At 61.5% G+C, this 15,837-nt stretch carries 12 protein-coding genes; 3 read left to right on the forward strand and 9 right to left on the reverse strand.

Annotated features, from left to right (window positions below):
• A partial coding sequence (locus IB265_RS31305; protein ID WP_210334649.1) for a hypothetical protein occupies nt 1-3,634 on the reverse strand: 3,634 nt, incomplete at its 3' end.
• 513 nt (nt 3,635-4,147) lie between these two features.
• Between IB265_RS31305 and IB265_RS31310 the strand changes: the two genes are divergently transcribed.
• The gene (locus IB265_RS31310; RefSeq protein ID WP_244495581.1) at nt 4,148-5,074 is read left to right on the forward strand and encodes a transglutaminase-like cysteine peptidase; all 927 of its coding nucleotides are present in this window, start codon (nt 4,148-4,150) and stop codon (nt 5,072-5,074) included.
• Between the two features lie 85 nt (nt 5,075-5,159).
• On the opposite strand, the gene IB265_RS31315 is transcribed toward IB265_RS31310, so the two are convergent.
• The 5 genes from IB265_RS31315 to IB265_RS31335 form a co-directional block, all read right to left on the reverse strand.
• The gene (locus IB265_RS31315; RefSeq protein ID WP_057249625.1) at nt 5,160-5,768 is read right to left on the reverse strand and encodes a ribbon-helix-helix domain-containing protein; all 609 of its coding nucleotides are present in this window, start codon (nt 5,766-5,768) and stop codon (nt 5,160-5,162) included.
• A gap of 3 nt (nt 5,769-5,771) precedes the next feature.
• On the reverse strand, nt 5,772-7,052 hold the full coding sequence (locus IB265_RS31320; RefSeq protein ID WP_057249622.1) for an HlyD family type I secretion periplasmic adaptor subunit: 1,281 nt from the start codon (nt 7,050-7,052) through the stop codon (nt 5,772-5,774).
• A gap of 60 nt (nt 7,053-7,112) precedes the next feature.
• The gene (locus IB265_RS31325; protein WP_192495766.1) at nt 7,113-9,290 is read right to left on the reverse strand and encodes a type I secretion system permease/ATPase; all 2,178 of its coding nucleotides are present in this window, start codon (nt 9,288-9,290) and stop codon (nt 7,113-7,115) included.
• A 33-nt stretch (nt 9,291-9,323) separates the two neighbouring features.
• Complete coding sequence (locus IB265_RS31330) at nt 9,324-10,772, reverse strand: TolC family outer membrane protein (protein ID WP_373419816.1); 1,449 nt, start codon at nt 10,770-10,772, stop codon at nt 9,324-9,326.
• A 360-nt stretch (nt 10,773-11,132) separates the two neighbouring features.
• The gene (locus IB265_RS31335) at nt 11,133-11,894 is read right to left on the reverse strand and encodes a diguanylate cyclase domain-containing protein (protein ID WP_057249616.1); all 762 of its coding nucleotides are present in this window, start codon (nt 11,892-11,894) and stop codon (nt 11,133-11,135) included.
• A 1,119-nt stretch (nt 11,895-13,013) separates the two neighbouring features.
• Between IB265_RS31335 and IB265_RS31340 the strand changes: the two genes are divergently transcribed.
• The gene (locus tag IB265_RS31340; protein ID WP_057249614.1) at nt 13,014-13,220 is read left to right on the forward strand and encodes a hypothetical protein; all 207 of its coding nucleotides are present in this window, start codon (nt 13,014-13,016) and stop codon (nt 13,218-13,220) included.
• A 198-nt stretch (nt 13,221-13,418) separates the two neighbouring features.
• Here IB265_RS31340 and IB265_RS31345 read toward each other — a convergent pair whose 3' ends face one another.
• On the reverse strand, nt 13,419-14,039 hold the full coding sequence (locus IB265_RS31345) for a pentapeptide repeat-containing protein (protein WP_057249718.1): 621 nt from the start codon (nt 14,037-14,039) through the stop codon (nt 13,419-13,421).
• Nucleotides 14,040-14,229: 190 nt separating this feature from the next.
• The gene (locus IB265_RS31350) at nt 14,230-14,439 is read right to left on the reverse strand and encodes a dodecin (protein ID WP_057249612.1); all 210 of its coding nucleotides are present in this window, start codon (nt 14,437-14,439) and stop codon (nt 14,230-14,232) included.
• A gap of 336 nt (nt 14,440-14,775) precedes the next feature.
• Between IB265_RS31350 and IB265_RS31355 the strand changes: the two genes are divergently transcribed.
• The gene (locus IB265_RS31355; RefSeq protein WP_057249610.1) at nt 14,776-15,105 is read left to right on the forward strand and encodes a hypothetical protein; all 330 of its coding nucleotides are present in this window, start codon (nt 14,776-14,778) and stop codon (nt 15,103-15,105) included.
• Here IB265_RS31355 and IB265_RS31360 read toward each other — a convergent pair.
• A complete protein-coding gene (locus tag IB265_RS31360) occupies nt 15,066-15,779 on the reverse strand; it encodes a 5-formyltetrahydrofolate cyclo-ligase (RefSeq protein ID WP_057249608.1) in 714 nt (237 codons plus the stop codon). The genes IB265_RS31355 and IB265_RS31360 overlap by 40 nt on opposite strands.
• Nucleotides 15,780-15,837 lie beyond the last annotated feature (58 nt).

Raw genomic sequence — 15,837 nt, forward strand, 5'->3', positions numbered from 1 at the left:
TTGCCGTCGACGTATCACCGTCGCCGTCCGTCACCGTGTAGGTACCGTTGACCGGCAGAGATGCTCCGACCGTCGGAGCATCCGCCTGGAACTCGTAGCTGCCGTCGGCCTTGACCCGGATCGAGCCTGCACCGACATCGATCCATGCGGACCAACCGGTGACTGCATCGAAAGCACCGACCGAGGTGCCGTTGATCTGTGTCAGCGTTGCTCCATCCGCGCCAGCCGCAAAGTCGAACGAGCCACTGATCGTCGTGCCTTCCGAGACGTTCCCACCGGCTTCGCTCGACGCCAAAGGTACGTCGTCGGAGACGGAGACCGAGACAGTGCCTTCGGCCGTATCGCCATCGGTATCGGCAGCGATCACCTTGACCGAGCCGAGGCTCGCAAGGTCGTCGGCGTTGATGCCGGGGTGGCTGGCATAGTTATCGTTCAGGGTCGCCGTCACCGTCGCGCTGTCGCCGTTGCGCACCAGGTCGAGGGTGACGATCGCAACACCACCGGCACGGCCGATAATCTGCGTGTCTGAGACGCGATCCCAGGTCAGTGCCCCGGTCAGGCCGCTGGTGTTGCCGAACGCGATCGTCGCGATCGCATCCGAACCGGCCGTAAAGCCGATCGTGCCGCTGCTCGTGTCCGAACCGGCCGGCGTCGAGCCGTCCGCAAGGTTCTGGTCGTCAAGCGTCAGCGAGGCGGAGGCGGCAAGCGGATCGACCGCCGGGCCAGCACCATCCGTCACCGTGATCGTCTGGCTGTCGCTCGTCGTGTCACCGTCGGCATCCGTGGCCGACAGCGAGAAGGTGACATTGACGCCACCAGCATTGTTGAGGTTGCTGGCCGCATCGAACGACCAGGTCTTGTCGGCATTGACCGTCAGCGTGCCTTCGGCAAGCGTGAACACCACCGACTGACCTGCCGTCAGCGCCAGGGTGTGGGTGGTGTTGCCGACCGTGACGTCCACGGTGCTGACACCGTCAGCGCCGGCCGAAAGCGTCCAGTTGCCGGCAAGCGCCTGGCCCTCGACCACGTTGGACGAGGCCGGATCCGTGATGCCGATTACCGGAACGTCGTCGGAGACCGACACGTTCACCGCGCCCTCGGCCGTGTCGCCGTCCGTGTCGGAGGCGATCACCTTGACCGAGCCGAGGCTCGCAAGGTCGTCAGCGTTGATGCCGGGGTGGCTGGCGTAGTTGTCGTTCAGCGTCGCCGTCACCGTGGCGCTGTCGCCGCTGCGCACGAGGTCGAGCGTGACGATCGCAACGCCGCCGGCGCGGCCGACGATCTGCGTGTCGGAGACGCGATCCCAGGTCAGCGCCCCGGTCAGGCCGCTGGTGTCGCCGAACGCGATCGTCGCGATCGCATCCGAACCGGCCGCAAAGCCGATCGTGCCGGCGCTCGTGTTCGAACCCGGCGTCGAGCCGTCCGCAAGGGTCTGGTCGTCGAGTGTCAGCGATGCGGTTCCCGCCTCCGCTTCGATCGACGGACCACTACCATCGGTGACGGTGATTGTCTGGCTGTCGCTCGTCGTGTCACCGTCGGGGTCCGTGGCCGACAGCGAGAAGGTGACGTTGACGCCACCGGCATTGTTGAGGTTGCTGGCCGCAGCGAACGACCAGGTCTTGTCAGCATTGACCGTCAGTGTGCCTTCGGAAAGCGCGAACACCACCGACTGACCTGCCGTCAGCGCCAGGGTCTGGGTGGTGTTGCCGACCGTGACATTCACGGTGCTGACACCGTCAGCGCCAGTCGAAAGCGTCCAGTTGCCGGCAAGCGCCTGGCCCTCGACCACGTTGGACGAGGCCGGATCCGTGATGCCGATCGAGGGAACGTCGTCGGAGACCGACACGTTCACCGTGCCCTCGGCCGCGTCGCCATCCGTGTCGGAGGCGATCACCTTGACCGAGCCGAGGCTCGCAAGGTCGTCGGCGTTGATGCCGGGATGGCTGGCGTAGTTGTCGTTCAGCGTCGCCGTCACCGTGGCGCTGTCGCCGTTGCGCACCAGGTCAAGCGTGACGATCGCCACGCCGCCGGCGCGGCCGATAATCTGCGTGTCGGAGACGCGATCCCAGGTCAGTGCCCCGGTCAGGCCGCTGGTGTCGCCGAACGCGATCGTCGCGATCGCATCCGTACCGGCCGCAAAGCCGATCGTGCCGGCGCTCGTGTTTGAACCCGGCGTCGAGCCGTCCGCAAGGGTCTGGTCGTCGAGCGTCAGCGAGGCGGAGGCCGCAAGCGGATCGACCGTCGGGCCAGCACCGTCGGTGATGCTGATCGTCTGGCTGTCGCTCGTCGTGTCACCGTCGGCATCCGCGGCCGACAGCGAGAAGGTGACGTTGACGCCACCGGCATTGTTGAGGTTGCTGGCCGCAGCGAACGACCAGGTCTTGTCGGCATTGACCGTCAGTGTGCCTTCGGCAAGCGCGAACACCACCGACTGACCTGCCGTCAGCGCCAGGGTCTGGGTGGTGTTGCCGACCGTGACATTCACGGTGCTGACACCGTCAGCGCCAGTCGAAAGCGTCCAGTTGCCGGCAAGCGCCTGGCCCTCGACCACGTTGGACGAGGCCGGATCCGTGATGCCGATCGAGGGAACGTCGTCGACGATATCCACGCGCAGCGTCGCCGTACCGATCGCGCCGTCAACGTCGGTGACCCTCAGATTGAAGGTATCCCGGTCCTGCTCGACATTTGCGCCCGGGCCGGAGCCAGTAACGGGGCTCGTCAGTTCATAGGTATACTGCGCCGCGCCAGTGGCGGGGTTGTACGCGGTGATGGTCAGCACGCCGAACAGGCCCACGACCGATTGGCCGACGAGTCCGCCGATTGTGAAAGTCTGGCCGTTGATCGTCAGGCTGGCGACATCGCCCAGGCCGTCCGGATCGGAGATCGTGAAGATGCCATTGACCGAAGCGCTGCCATCGCCTGCGCGCGATCCGCTGGCGAGGCCAGCTTCGTCGACCTGCCGGTCGCTCACGAGGATACCGCTGGGATCGCTGCTGCCGCCATCGGGGATGATCGACGGGTTGTCATTTGGGTCAAGCGTAAAGGGAAGAAGCTCGGTCGCCTCGAGGGTCGGAAATTCCAGGGCGGTCGGCGGCAACAGACCGATAACCGGTCCGGCCTGGCCAATGTCCGCGTTGGCGTCACCAAAACCGCCGCCGCTGCTCTGGTTCGAGACGACGCTGATGCTGCCATCCGGACCCGCTGCAACGTTGATGCCGTTTTCGCCGAGCACGGCCACCAGGGTTTCGCGCGGGATTTCAGCATCGCCGATGACGAAGGTCGGAACCTTTAATGCGGCGTTGTGAATGGTGATCGTCGAGCCGTCCGGCTGTTCCAAAACGATATCGGTACCGACGACCTTGATTTTCTCGATCGACGCGCCTGCGGGCAGGTGCACCACGTTCGAAGCATCGGCTGTGACCGTCGCGGGCATGGGCGGCGTCTGTGGCGCTGTCTCGGCGCCTTTCACCGGCGCTCCGGTTGCCGGGTCGACGAGCTGGGGTTCTCCCTCTGCTCCCGTCGCCGCCTGCGCCACCAGTCGGTCAGCCTTGCCATCCGGCGCGTTGCGGAACTCGATTGCCTCTGCCTGCGTAGCGGCGGCTTCGTTCGAAATTGTGGTGCCTTCGGTTGCCATAGAAATACCCCTCGACCTTTGCGAGCAAGAAAACACCAAGCTTTTTGGAGCGCAATCGGGGGCTGAGGGATTAGCGAAAAACAGCATAATATATTATGCTAATACCCAAAATTGGTGAGCTTAGTACAAATTTAGTATTTCTGGTCATTGGTCCATAACCATCTTCCGCGCGGGCACGGCGACTCGAAAGAGTGGCCCCGAAATCGTGCTCGGCGACACCTAAGCCCTTCCATTGGTTCGACGTGCAGGCTTATCGCTTAGGGAACCTCAAGAAGAACTGCGAAACAAACGGTCGCGGTTTGCAATCCACGCGACATGCCGCCAATGACGATGTTATTGGTGTGTCTACAAGGTGGGCTGGCGACCTGATCCGAAAGAATACACAAGTATAAAATTTGAATAAAATTTTACACAAAACGTATTGTTCCGAAGCACACTAAATAATACATACCGCTTTACCGGCATTTTTCTTTTCATTCGTACAGTGTCCTCACGAAACCGAGAGACACGGCAATGAACAAGAACAGCTGGATGCACTGCGGAAAATACCTGAAGACTTCGGTGTTCGCGATCGGCCTGGTGTCGCTATCTGCGACATCATCCGTTCAGGCGGGCCAGTCCGGTATGCTCCACGCTGGTCTCTTCCAGCAGCTGCTGAGCATGGCAAGCCCCCTGGCAGCCGTCGCCACGGAGACGATCAACACCTTGTCGAAGCAGGCTTCCGAGGCTCTGAAGAGCCGGCAGGTGCAGAAGGTGGCGGTGACTGCGCGCCCGAGCCTCGGCGGCCAGGCAGCGGCAGAGTCGGAACCCTCCGCCGTGTTCCATTCGGTCGCCTTCCGCGTCTCTTCAATCCCAGTGGCGCGCAAATGGAAGACCGTATATCCGGCAGTCGTGGCGGCGGACTTCAACGGCTGCGCACAGGAGAGTGGTTGTGCCGCCCGCGGCATTCTCGGCAAGGCGATCGAAAACGCCAACGGTCTTGCATTCCGCCAGAAAATCAGCGGCATCAACCGCACGGTGAACCGGATCGTGCGCTACCAGCCGGACGCGGAGAACTACGGCTCCAAGGACTACTGGGCAAAGCCGGATGAAATTCTTGCCCGCGGCAAGGGTGACTGCGAAGACTATGCCATCCTGAAGATGGCTGCCTTGAAGGCGGCCGGTCTGCCGTCAGAGGCCATGTCGATCGTTGTACTTCGCGATGTCCGGCGCAACCTCTATCACGCGGTGCTCGCAATCACGACGAGCCAGGGCCACTTCATTCTCGACAACCTGAGTGACGAGGTGAAGCTTGACCGCGCGCTTCCGAGCTATCAGGCGCTCTTTTCGGTCAGCGCCGATCGCTCCTGGATCCATGGCATTAAAACGACCGGTGATAAGGTTGCGTCTGCCGCACCTCTCGCGGATGTCATGCCCGGCGAGGGCATTGCGGTTCGCTGAATGTCGGCTCCAACGTCGATGCCTTCCCTAAGCAGGCTATGAATGCCGCCCAGCCGTCATCGCGGCAGGCAGCACTTCCGAGCGCTCAGGCCAGGATGAAGCCGATGATTACATCCTGGTCGGCCAGCGGGGCCAGTGCGGCGTTGAGTTTGCCGCGCGTCACCTGCCCCTGCACGCCGATGGTGAAGCCCGCGGGCTGCGGCTCGCCTGGAGCTGCCTTCAAACGACGGACAAGATCGACGAACTGAACATCGAATGCGAGCCTCAAGCCGCGCGCCGGCTGCGGTTGCTGCGACCGCAGCACCCGCGACTGGACGAAGGAGAGGAACGCGGGGTTGAAGGCGACGATGTTCTTGTTTCCCGTGAGGGCAAAGGCAGGCGTTGGGCTGGCGCGCACCTGACCGGCGACGATCGCCAGATTGCTGCGTTGCCTCGCACCGATAAGCTGGTCGCGCATGTAGCGCGTGGCGACATAGCGCAGTCGCGCCGTCAAATTCCCCTCGCCTTCAAGCTCTCGTTCACAAGCTGCAACGATATCCGCAAGTCTTCGTCCCTGCCGCGCGGCAAGCTCGCCAAGACACTGCCAATAGATTTCCTCGAGCTTGATCCCGCGGCGCTGACCGCCAACGGTGACGACGCGGAACCGCAGCGCGCTCAGGTCCTCATCGGACGGTGGAGGCTGCGTTTCGTTCATTCATCAGCGCTCCCGCAGGGCTTCCTCACGCGCCTTGTTGATCGGCTTCATCAGATAGGCAAGGATCGTCTTCTTGCCCGTCATGATATCGACCGAAGCGATCATGCCCGGCATGATGGCGTATTCCCGCCCGTCCTTCACCAGCGCAGCCGTGTCGGTTTTAACGCGCACGAGATAATAGGTCTCGCCATTGTTCTGGTCGACGAGACTGTCGGCGCTGACGGTTTCGACGATGCCGCCGAGGCCGCCATAAATCGAGAAGTCATAGGCGGAGACCTTGATCAAGGCCGGTTGGCCCGGACGCACGAAGGCGACGTCGCGCGGCGAAAGCCGCGCCTCGACGAGCAGCGTCTCCGACGTCGGCACGACGCCGCCGATCACTGCGCCCGGCGTCACATAGGCACCGACCGTGTTGACATCCAACGTATTGATGATGCCGTCGACCGGGGAACGGATGTCGGTGTTGGCGACCCGGCTGGTCGCCCCGCGGATCGTTTCGTCGATCACGGAAAGCTGCGAGAGGGCCTCCGTTTTTTCGGCCAGGGCCTCCTGCTTCAGTTGCAGGGAGAGTTCGGTGACCTGCAGCGACGCCTCCTCGAGCGCCGCCTCCAGCTTGCCGACCGATTGCTTCCAGAGGGCGAGCTGTCCCCGGGTGTCGGTCAATTCCTTTTCGACCCGCAGCAGCTCCGTTTGAGCGATGAGCTTGCGTTTGGCCATCGGCTCGATAAGTCCCTGTTCCCGTTCCGTGACCTGCAGGCTCTCGGTCAGCCGGGTGATGTTGGCTTGCGCCTCCGCCAGTTCCTTCTGACGCTGGCCCTCGCGCGCCTGCATGACCGACAGCTTGTTATTGAAGTTTCCAGCCTTCGCCTGGAGCAGTTGCTCCTCGTTGGCGCAGATAGCCGGTGCGACCTTGGCGATATTCTCGGGGCAATTGTACTTGGCGTCGTAGGCCCCACTCTCTTCGAGTTCCAGCCGCGCTATCTGCGCGCGTAGCGACCGCGCCTTTGCTTCGAGCTCGCCAAGCGAGGAGCCGCTGGCCGTATCGTCGAGCCGCAGGATCAGATCGCCGCGACGGACGACCTGCCCGAGCTGCACGGCGATCTCGCGCACGATGCCGGGCTCGCTCGACTGGATGATCTGCGTCTTCGAGACGGGAATGACCTTGCCTTCACCACGTGCGATTTCGTCCACTTCGGCAATCGCCGCCCAGGCGACGAAACAACTGATCAGCAGGCCAATGACAAGCAGTCCGGCGCGAGCGGCGAGCGGCGGTTTCTCAGTCATGCTGTCCCCTCCCGCCGCTTGCGGACAGGCATTGCTTCGTCGTCATGTCGAGAGCGTGGATCATAGCGCCGCCCCCTCGGCCGGTCCGGCAGGACCGGAGCGTCGTTGCAACTGTTCGATGACCGCGGCCTTCGGGCCATCGGCGACGAGGCGCCCGCGGTCGAGAACAAGCAGGCGATCGACGAGGCTCAGCATGCTGTGACGGTGCGTGGAGATCAAAAGGGTGACATCGCTGCTGAACACATTGGAGAGCTTATTGATCAGCTCACGCTCGCTGGCGAGATCCATTGCCCCGGAAGGCTCGTCCAGGAACACCACCTTCGGCTTGCGCAACAACAGCCGGGCAATGGCGACCGCCTGGCGCTGCCCGCCCGAAAGCTGGGAACCGCGCTCACCGACCGGCATGTCATAGCCACGCGGATGATGGGAGACGAAGTCGTCGACGCCGGCAAGCCGCGCTGCCGCGACCACCTCTTCATCGCTGGCTGTCGGGTTCGCCATCAGCAGGTTTTCCTTGATGGTGCCGGAAAACAGGTCGGAATTCTGCGACACGAAGGAGACGGCCGAGCGGACGACGGAGGGATGCAACTGCCGGATATCGACGCCATCGAGCAGAATACGGCCGGCGCTGGGCGCGTAGAGACCTGCGAGAAGCCGGCCGAGCGTGGTCTTTCCCGAACCGATACGGCCAATGATGCCAACACGCTCGCCCGCCTTGATCGTAACGTTCATGCCGCTGACCACTTTGTAGTCGGTCCCCGGATAGGCGAAATCGAGATTGGTGAAAGTGATGCTGCCGCTGCGGATCTCGCGGTTGACGAAACCGATCGTGTCCGGCCGATCCTCCGGCTGCTCCATCACCGCATTCAGGATGCGCAGCGACAAAATCGCCTGACGCAGCCGTGCCAGCGTCATCGCAATCTGCCCCAGCGGCGCGACGGCGCGGCCGGAAAGCATGCTGGCCGCAATGATCGCGCCCGAGGAGATGTTGCCTTCAGTGAATTCGTAAGCGCCGGCGACGACAATGCAGACCGTCACCAATTGCTGCACGAATTGCGTCGCGTGCGAGGCCCAGGAGGAGATCTCCTTGATTTGCTCGGCCGTGTTCGAAGAGTGCTTGGCCAGTTCGTTCCAGCGGCGCAAAAGCTGCTTTTCCGAATGCAGCGTCTTCACCGTCTCGATGGCGCTGATCGTCTCTACCAATAGCGCCTGGCGCTGGGCCGATTCGTTCGAGGCGGCGGCGACGCGGTTGCCGATCTTGTACTGCGCGACATAGCCGATCAACACGCTCAAGAGGAACGCGACCGCCGGGATGAGCGCGATCCAGCCTGCGACCGCGTAGACCGCTGCGATGAAAACAAAGACGAAAAGGCTGTCGATGAGGGTGCTGAGCGTATTCGAGGTGAAGAACTCGCGAACGAATTCATACTGCATCGCTCGGTTGGCGTATTCGCCTGTCGAAGGTGGCCGCGATGCCATCGTCGCATGCAGTATCTTCTCGAACAGCATGTAGGAGAGCTTCAGGTCAGCCTTCCGTCCGGCAAAGTCGATCAGCGCGGCACGAACCGTCTTGAGCAGGAAGTCGAACAGAATGGCGGTGCTGATGCCGAGCGCCAGCACCCAAAGTGTCGCCATCGCCTTGTTCGGCAGAATCCGGTCATAGACGTTCATCGTAAAGAGCGGTGCGGCCAGCGCCAGCACGTTGATGAAAAAGGCCGCGATCGCCACCTGCACATAGGCTTGCCAGAATGGCTTGACCGTGGCCGTCAGCCAATGCCGGCGGTCGATGTTACGGGCCTCACCGACGCCGCGGCCGGACGCCGTATTGAGATAGGTGGCTGAGAAGGACAAGGCATAGGCGAGACCGCCGAGCTGCAACTCAGACAGTTTCACCGCCGCTTCGCCGGGGGCAACTGCTCTGTTCGAAAGGTTCAACGTGCCGTCAGGCGCCTCTTCCAAAAGCGCCATGGCGCTGCCGTCACGAAAGACGAGCAGCAGCGGGTACACGAAATCACGATTGCTGATCGCGCGCCCGGAAACGATTTCCGTTTCCAGGCCGACCCGCTCCGCAATACGTGAGACGTCCTCGGCGCTCGGCAACCGCGCGTCAAAAGGAACGTCGGAATAAAGCACGCTGTCGGACGAGGGGCGGTTCAAGAAGATACAGATCTCCTTGAACGCCTCGGAAAAGCCAGTCAAAGACGGGCCGATCTGCACATGCCTGTCAATGCTTTGCACTACCACCGATTGTGTCCACCTTGACGAGGACTATCATTTCTGCCGGATCGGCGCCAACAAATCGAGCGGCAAGTCGTTCGTCTGGCGCGAAGGAACACGGCGATAGGTTTCCGTGGGCGGCGTATCCGGAACATTGAACTCGTTGCGGGCATAGGCTTCGGCCTGGGCCGGCGCCTTGATCTGCATCGTAGAAAGGAGCTGGCCGGTAGCCGCAAGCAAGCGGTACTCGGCAAACAGAGCGGCGTACTGCGAGGTTTTCGCGAGAACGCTGACATTGAAACGCGAATTCTGCGCGCCGAGCACGTCAAGCAACGAACGCTGCCCGACCTTGAGCTGTTCGCGATAGGACTCGACGAGCTGTACGTTCATCTGAGCCTGCGCGTTCAGCGTGCGGGAGATCTCGTACTGGCTGTTGCGGCGTTCCCAGGAAATGCGAACGGCTTCCTCGACCTCGCGATGTGCCTGGTGGAAGACCAGCCGCTGTTCGCTTGCGCGGCGCATCTGCTCCTGCTCGTTGGCGATATCAATGCCGCCACGATAGAGGTTCCACTTCGCCACGATCCGCGCCTGGGCATCCCAGCTGTTGCCGGTCGCGCCGTCGATATCGTTGCCGGTGCGCACACGCCCTTCGGCGAAGACTTCCGGAAGCATGTTCGAGCGTGCCGCTTTGACCTGCGAATCCGCAGCGCTGATGTCGGAATCGGCGGCCTTGATGCGCGGATTGCTGCCGCGGGCGATACCGATTGCCGTCTCGAGCGTCTTCGGCAGAACGCCGGCCACCGACTTCGGCATGGACGGCTTCGTGAGCGGCTGGCCAACCAGGCGGTTGAAGCTGATCTTGACGGTTTCGAGCGATTCCTCTGCTTCCTGCAGACGGGCCTTGGCCGACAACAGGCGTTCACTCGCCTGCTGGCGATCCGCATCGGTAAGGGCGCCACCTGAAATCAGCGAGCTGATATCCGACAGGATCGACTGGTGCACGCCGACGTTCTTGCGCGCTTCCGCAACGATCTGCTGCTGGAGAATATATTCGAAATATTCGCGGACGATCTGCAGACCGATCGTCTCGGACCGTTCGAGGACCCGGAAGGAGGCGCTGTCGACGCGCGCCGCCTGACGCTCCAGTTCGGCGCGACGACCACCGCCATCGAAGAGCTTCTGCGTAATGGTCAGCCCGACGTCGGAAGGATAGAGCGGATCGTTCTCAATGGAACCAAGGCGACGGGCTTCGTCCTCAAGATGTTGAACGCCCGTCGAAGCTTCCATGTCGACGCTCGGCAGATAGAGACCGCGCGCCTGCCGCAGTTCGAACTCGATTGCCTCGCGGTTCTCGATCGACTGCCCGATTTCCGGGTTCGATTCCATCGCGATCTGAAGCGCTTCCCTCAGCGTCATCGCTTCGGCCGCGCCACCTGCAAATACGGTTGACGCGAGCAGAATGGAAAAAAGTCCGCCCTTAAAAGTTTTCCCCACTTTCAATATTATCCCCCTCGCAATCCGTACGTCATGCTGGCGAATCCGAGCGTGCGTTACAACTGCCGAAATTTACCGATAGATAATACAGAGGTAATATAACGCGGCCACCAATTTTGGGGTGGTTCTATGGCGCCCCAAGCTTTCGCACGGCTATGTTGCAAAAATGGAACATTCGTGTGGCGAGAAGAGTAACCGTTAACCTATTGAAATAAAATAAATCAGCCGCGGCTGCCCAAAGTAGCAAGGCGCTTCGACCCACTGCAACGTCGCCGTCAACGCAACGGCAGCGCGAATTCCTTACCATAGCCTCAGCCGCCGCGAGCGGAGGTTACCTGTTTTCCTGGCACTGGCGCTGGCACCAGTAAATCACGCTGAAGGCAGCCGGACGAAATCGACGGTTTGCGTTCCCTCGCTGGCCACCAACACCGTTTCGGATGCCGCCGCACGGCGCAACCTTTCGAGATCTACGCTGCCGTCGAACAATGCGCCGCCGACGCTGAGTGCCAGATCGACCTTGCTGCCGTCTGCCGAGAAGTGTGCCGAAGCCAATGCCTTCGTCAGGCGGACGGAAACCTGCTCGGCATCCGATTCGCTCGCGCCGACCAAAAGAACGTCGAAGCTTGCCGGGCCGGTTCGAGCGACGATGTCATCGCGCCGCACCGAGGTGCTGATCGTGGAGGCGACGAACTGGAGCAGTTCTTCGCTCCAGGCCGGACCGAAAGCGGCACCAACATCGTCGAGGTTGTTGATCCTGAGATGAATGAGTGCTCCGTGAAGCTCTTCGCCGGCGCGTTGCCGGCGACGCTCGAGGCCATTGACCTGCTGGACCAGCCCGCGGCCGGTTACGCAGCCCGTCGTGGCATCGTGGGCGACGACATGGTTGATCTGGTTGCGAAGGCGCTGGGCCCGGCGAAACTGCGTCGCCGCGAGAACGATCAGCGGCACGCCCATCAACAGGGAGATCAACGCGGCGCCAACCACGGCGGCCGCATAGGGCCGATCGACGAGAGCCACCAGGCTGAGATAGACCAAAACCTGGGCGAGTACGGCGAAACCAATAATGCCACCGATGACATATCGCGCGATTCGCCAGTCCCTCTGCCCGTTGAACTGTACTTCTCTTCGCATCCACCGCTCCCGATTCACCAATGACAATCGGTCTAGCGCCAGTTTATGGATATTCCATTTCCAGGGTACCTACAACTTTATGCAGTATGCGGGCTTTCCAAGAAAAATGCTCCAAAACGGGATATCCGGTTCGCCGAAAGCAGCTTGCCGGTCCCTCCCGCGGGCTTGAACGCGCCGTCAACCGCCACCGACGAAAAGAAGCGATTCGATGCCGGATGTCACCTTACCGACCGGGCTCACGCACAGCAACGCTTCCCAAGCGGTCGCCGGCTGTCGTCGATCGCTTTGTTCTCAGTACGCGAGTGCACCGCCGACAACCGACGAAGAGCGCCTTGTCTTCGGCGCTTGATAGGGCCCATGCGTCCGTTCAACTGCGGCAAGGTCGGGAACCCTCCCCGTCTTTCGGCGTTCCTATTCCGCCGGGCGCCCTTGCCCGATGCTGAAGCGCCACGAAAGGAACCGATGATGTACGACAGGGAGCGTTGGCCAGAACAAAGGGCATCAACCGGACTGCCGGTCGGAATCATGCTCCTTTCAGCCCTCACCATAACCGCCTATCTCGCCGTCGGCGGCGCATTTTCGGACGGTGGTGATCGGGCTGTCGTCTACATCCCACAGACAATCGGAAAGTAGCCCACGCAGCGCGGAAGTGCACGGCTACGTTGACCGAAGCTGGCGGACATGAGACATGGCGTGAGACGGGGCGGCTCCTCCTCCGTCCCGTAATTCACGACAGGCCTAAAATGTCTCTACAAACAATGCCGTGAGTGACCGGCAATGAATCCGGCGAGCATACAGCCCGTCCGGTGGCCATTCACGAGCTATCAAGGTGACAGCGACGGCCATTAAAGGCAACGAATCAAAGGGGTGGCGAACTACTCAATTCGGGCTAGGCGGCGCTGACCTCAGCGTCGTATTTTACCTGTTGCACAACTGCGCGCGAGCGCCCGCTCGCCGTCCTTGAGACGATGGAGTGCCGACTGTCCGGGGCCCTTTCTCATCCGAAACGATCAGATCAAGTCGAGACGCATGTGGATCTTTCGAACGCGCCCCAGCGCGCGGCTCCAATATTTGCTAAATCGGCTATAAGCCACTCGCTCAAACCAATCAGGAGAAATCATGGAAACCGTCGAGATCAGCGGCCGCAGCGACTTCGCACTTTGGGCAATCCAGCGCGCCCAGGAAATCGTCACGGCCGAGGGCGCCGCCTTTGCTATGGCCGCTCGCGACATGAATGAGGATACGCTGGGGGAAACTGCCGCCGCGCTCGGCAAAGCCATCAGCGATGCCATGCTCGAAGTCTTTGACGGTCTGACCGCGGAGTGACCTGAGCCGTCGGGACGCACACCGGTCTCGCGATAGGGGCGAGCGCCGGATATCCAAATGGAGGGTGGCGGGTAGCGATCAGCCGCACATCTGGCTTGTGGTTCGCGGTCCGGAGGGCTCGCCGTTCGCCTGTCACCAGCCAGAACGCAATGGCGCGCGCCTGTCCTTCATCAACGCATCCAAGTTCTTGAGGAGGGTTCACTTCTGCCGCACGTCGAGGCCTAATGCCTCGGCGATTGTGATGGTTTGGTCGATCGTGATGATCGCGTCCTTGAGGTGCACGTTTTCCGGTTCGATCGCACTGAGGTCGCTGCCCCTGAGATCACAGGCTGTGAAATCGATGCCGTGCAGCCACGCGCCGGAGAGATCGACGTCTCTCAGCGAGCCACCCTTGCAGGAGGCACCGGTAAGGTCTGCCTCCCGCAAGCGGGTTTCCTTGAAGGATGCGCGGCCGAGACCGGCGCCGGGCAAGCTGACGAAGGACCAGTCGCCGCCTGAGACCTGCATCTGGTCGAAGTCGCATGTATCGAACATGCTGCCGACGAACTTGCACTCTGTGAACCGGCTGTCGAAGAATTTGCAGGACACGAAAGTGCAATTCACGAAGGCACCCGCCTGATGCGACGAGGCATTGAAGCGCGCCCGCCGGAAGGTGCATTCGTGGAAGACGACACCAACGGTCTGCGCCTCGGTCAGGTCGAGATCGACGAACAGAGTGTTCTGATGACGCTCGCGATCGATCTGCCGGCCATACCAGTCCGCACCGGCAATCGTGATATCTATCTTCGGCGGCGCTTCGCCATGTCGTCGTTCAGCCATCGTCATCCATCCATTGAGCTCTGTTAGACGGCGAACGCCTGCCGTTCGGTCATCCTGTTCGACCGGGCAACAATTGAGGACACCGGCAGCGACCTCGCTTCACGCGAGGGTCGACAGACTGTTCAACCTGACTAGCAGAGTCGACAGATTCTAGTAACCGGCAACTGCCGAAGACCCGCCCGGCCGCGCGTCAGTCGTCGATCCGGAAACCGACCTTCATGACCACCTGATAGTGCGCCACTTCGCCGTCCTTGATGTGGCCCCGGATCTGATCGACCTCGAACCACTCGAGATTTCTCATGGTTTTCGACGCCCGCGCGATCGCCGTTTCGATCGCCTCCGTAACGGAAGACTTCGAACTGCCGACAAGTTCTACCTTCTTGTAGACATGGTCACTCATGACACCCTCCCGGTTGCCTCTAGAAGCGATCAACAAGCCTACAGGCAAATCACGAAAACAGCACCTGCCCCACGCATCGAAAGCGACGCGCGCGAGTTGCGGGCATCGCCACGGCTTGCTTCGACTACCCGTCGTCCTGGAAAGCGAGCGTGACCTCAAAGCGGATCATGCCCATGCCTCAGCGACCGCGTGATTTGCACAAGGAACGTGCAGTTTGCCTGGCACTGGCCGGTTTTTCCCGCAAATCGGACGCGCGGTCGTGCAAATGCAACACCGTTTCAGGTGGCCCAACTCTTGCTTCACTCTGTCTGAAACATCCAACCAAGGGATTGTCGGATGATGTGGAGTGGGTTGCTGCTGTCGCTGCTGCTGAGCGTTTCAATGGCCTTCAGCCTGACGGAGTTGAGTTTCGTGCGCAATGGCCGCGGCCAGCAATCGCGCGGCGATGCGGTGCGAACAACGCTCGCGATGTCAGCTGGATTGACCGCTTTGGGATTGGCGTTCAGTCATCAGGGGCCATCACTGGGGGTAATGGCAGTCGTCGCCGGCATAGCGCTCTCATGGCTGGCGGCGCGGTTCGCCTCACGTACCGTTGCGCTCGCGGTCACCATCCTGTCGCTCGGCTTCTATCTGCAGTTCGCGGAACTCGCACCCTTGCGCCCTTGACCGACGGTGCATGAAAGCGTTCGCCCTTCGGTCACGATCGCATCCATCGCGATGTCGTGCCATTGTGGCCTGATGCTCTCCATTCTCTGCTGTTCGAACCCAACGCCGATCACGAATGGCTTCGGTTGAAGCACGGCGAGTGTACGATCGTAATAGCCCCCACCATAACCCAAGCGATAACCGCTCTCGTCGAAACCGACGACCGGGGCGATGACGATGGTCGGCTGAACATCCCGCCCCTCGGTCGGAATTGGGATCCCCCAAACACCCCTCTCGAGCGCCTCGCCAGCGCGCCAGGATCGAAAGCCGAGAGGTTTTGCCTTGGCGAGCACCACCGGTAATGCGCAGTCGGCGCCGCGGGCAATGAGCGTGTTCATCCAGGAGCGCAGATCCGGTTCACCACGGAACGGCCAATACAGCGAAATCGTTTCGCCTCGAACGTTGGACAGAAGTTGGTCGAGCGCAGAAACGATCGCGTCTGTCCGTGCGGTCCGTTCTGCAATCGGAATGCCCTGTCGCGCGGATATCAGCCTTTTTCTCTCTTGCTCCCGCCATTGCACAATCGAGATCGCCTCTGGAGATTCCATGCCCATATAGGCCGGATCCACCTCGTGCATCAGGCAAGGCGGTGATGAAAAGCGCGGCGGAAGATCGTCCTCATCAGGCGTGCACATGGTCGATGGCCTTTCTCCGTTTCCGGGAATGTTTCGAACGCAGTTTCACGAGATCACC

The sequence above is a fragment of the Ensifer sp. ENS10 genome (assembly GCF_014852025.1).
In the GTDB taxonomy this organism is placed as follows: domain Bacteria; phylum Pseudomonadota; class Alphaproteobacteria; order Rhizobiales; family Rhizobiaceae; genus Ensifer.